The organism is Flavobacterium sp., from assembly GCF_036515215.1.
In the GTDB taxonomy this organism is placed as follows: domain Bacteria; phylum Bacteroidota; class Bacteroidia; order Flavobacteriales; family Flavobacteriaceae; genus Flavobacterium.
The window spans coordinates 1-2302 of sequence record NZ_DATBVQ010000104.1; the positions used below are offsets into that span (position 1 = coordinate 1).

Consider the following 2302-nt stretch of genomic DNA (forward strand, 5'->3'; position numbering starts at 1 on the left):
TGGATTGCCGACTATCCCGACGCCGAGAATTACTTGTCGCTGTTTTACAGTAAAAATTTCTCGCCAAACGGGCCGAATTACACCCATTTCAAAAATGCCGAATTCGACAACTTATACGAACAGGCTTTCAAAGAGACCGACGACGAAAAACGCTATGTTTTGTATCAAAAAATGGACAAGATTATCATAAACGAAGCGCCCGTAATTGCTCTGTTTTATGACAAAGTAGCCCGTTTCACCAGAACAAACGTGACTGGCTTAGGCATGAACCCATTGAATTTGTTGAGTTTGAAAAAAGTGAAAAAGAATTAATTCAAGATAAATCTTCGCACTACCTCAGCAACTCCATGGTCATTATTAGAGGCAACAATTACATCACCTTTATCCCTTAGTTCTGGCGTTACATTATCAACCCAAACGCCCAGTCCTGCATATTCAATCATACTTAGGTCATTCCCCGCGTTACCGACGGCTATTATTTCAGATTGAAGAATATTCAATTTTTCGGCTAATATTTTGATGCTTGCCGCCTTGTCTATTCCGTTTTGGGCGACCTCAAGGAAAAAAGGTTTTGACATGCTTACGCTCAAGTGAGGCATCGCTTTTTTCAGGTCTTTTTCCACTTCTTTCAAATAGCTCGGTTCTTCCAGCAAAATACATTTTACAGCTGACGAATTAACGGCAGCTTTAAAATCCGATACTTTGTTGTGTTCCAATCCCGTAATATTTAGCTCTATATCTATATATTCCGAACTCGTTTCGCTGACCACTTCGCCATCCAAATAAGTGATGATATGCGTTTTGCTTTTTAGGCTATAGTCATATAATTCGTGTATTTGCTCTTGGGTCAAGGTTTGCTCAAAGAGGACTTTGTCTTCTTTCAAATCGGTGATGACGGCGCCATTGTACGAAATCATATAGGAATCCATTTGCAACTCTTTGGCATAAGCCGTCATTGCCGGTGTTGGTCTTCCTGATGCCAAAATAACGTGTACTCCCTTTTCTTGCGCTTTGAAAAGCATCTCTCTATTCTCTTCCGAGATTTTATGGTCATCTGTCAACAAGGTATCATCCATGTCAATAACCAGCATTTTGTATTTCATTTAATCTTTTTAATTTATAATTCGAATCCGTTTCAAAAAGAAAACCCTGATACAAAAAAAGTACCGAGGGTTATATATTTAAATCGACAGACGTGTATTAAATGCTCAGTCTAAACTCTTCAATCACAGGATTCACTTTTGAGAACTCCGTTTCCTGAACAAACAGTTCAACTGCCGATCCCGAACTTCCAAAACCTGCCAATCTTGCCGACTGGATATTGTCTTTCATCACCACATCTACGCCAATAGCTTCGATTTTCTCTTTTAAAGCCAATGCTAAAATTTCACTTCCCGAAAACACTTTCATTAATCCCATGGTATTTTATTTTATGTTATTTTTCATCCACTTCATTCTGTTCCTCTTCTTTGTCCTCTTCTATTTCAAACAAAAAAGGTTCCACCAACATTTTCTCGGCGAGAATATCTATTCTGTCAGTCAATTGTTCCGAAAATATAATGCGCTGCGTTTTAGTGATACTGTTCGAAATACGCATGATTTTAGTTTCATGACGTAATCTCAAAATTGGATCCGCGTCATCAAGAATAAACATTTTGAGTCTGTTCACGTTAAAACCAGCCATAGTAAACATCTCGCTCAACTTATTAGGGGTTCCAATCAAGACATCTATTCCGCCCGATATGAAATTCTTATCGTATTCCATATCCCCCCTATCATTCACGCCATAAACAGTCAAGTTCGTATATCTGCCATACTTTTCAAAAAGCGCTTCCATTTCCAATACCTTGGCCTTGTCTTCGACGATTATCAAAGCACGAGGAGATTGCTCTCCCTCGCAAACCAACTGCTGGATAACGTTGATAACGATAGTCGTTGTTTTTCCGCTCCCTTTTGGTGCGATGATAATGCAGTCCGCACCACTTTTTAAAGTCGAAAAAGTCTCCTTTTGCATTTGATTGGCTTCCGTTAGGCCGTTCTCAATTAATGCTTCTTGTAGCTTTTCGTTTATTTTTTTTAATTTCATTTATTTTAGATTGAAAGATTTAAACATTAAAAAATTAAAGGATTGTCCTCCTGATTTTTAAATTATTTAATCTTTAAATTATTTAATTATTTCGATGCAAAAAGCTTCACGTCATTTTCGGAAATTTCGCTTCCGCCAAGAATAATCAAACGCTCCACGACATTACGCAATTCTCGGATATTTCCTGTCCAATCGTACTCTTGCAATAATTTGATG

Annotated in this window: 3 protein-coding genes and 2 pseudogenes; 1 reads left to right on the forward strand and 4 read right to left on the reverse strand. The window is 38.0% G+C overall.

The annotated features are described in order from the left end of the window. Window positions 1-312, forward strand: a pseudogene (locus VIH09_RS07105) (ABC transporter substrate-binding protein); the annotation flags it as partial. On the opposite strand, the gene VIH09_RS07110 reads toward VIH09_RS07105, so the two are convergent. The 4 genes and pseudogenes from VIH09_RS07110 to VIH09_RS07125 form a co-directional block, all read right to left on the reverse strand. Continuing rightward, window positions 309-1103 (reverse strand): Cof-type HAD-IIB family hydrolase, encoded by a 795-nt coding sequence (locus VIH09_RS07110; RefSeq protein WP_331579316.1) that lies wholly within the window; start codon window positions 1101-1103, stop codon window positions 309-311. The pseudogene VIH09_RS07105 and the gene VIH09_RS07110 sit on opposite strands and share 4 nt — an antisense overlap. Window positions 1104-1200: 97 nt before the next feature. Beyond that, the gene (locus VIH09_RS07115; protein ID WP_331579318.1) at window positions 1201-1419 is read right to left on the reverse strand and encodes a DUF2007 domain-containing protein; all 219 of its coding nucleotides are present in this window, start codon (window positions 1417-1419) and stop codon (window positions 1201-1203) included. A 16-nt stretch (window positions 1420-1435) separates the two neighbouring features. Then, window positions 1436-2086 (reverse strand): DEAD/DEAH box helicase, encoded by a 651-nt coding sequence (locus VIH09_RS07120; RefSeq protein ID WP_331579320.1) that lies wholly within the window; start codon window positions 2084-2086, stop codon window positions 1436-1438. 86 nt (window positions 2087-2172) lie between these two features. Next, a pseudogene (locus VIH09_RS07125) lies at window positions 2173-2302 on the reverse strand (sigma-54-dependent Fis family transcriptional regulator); the annotation flags it as partial.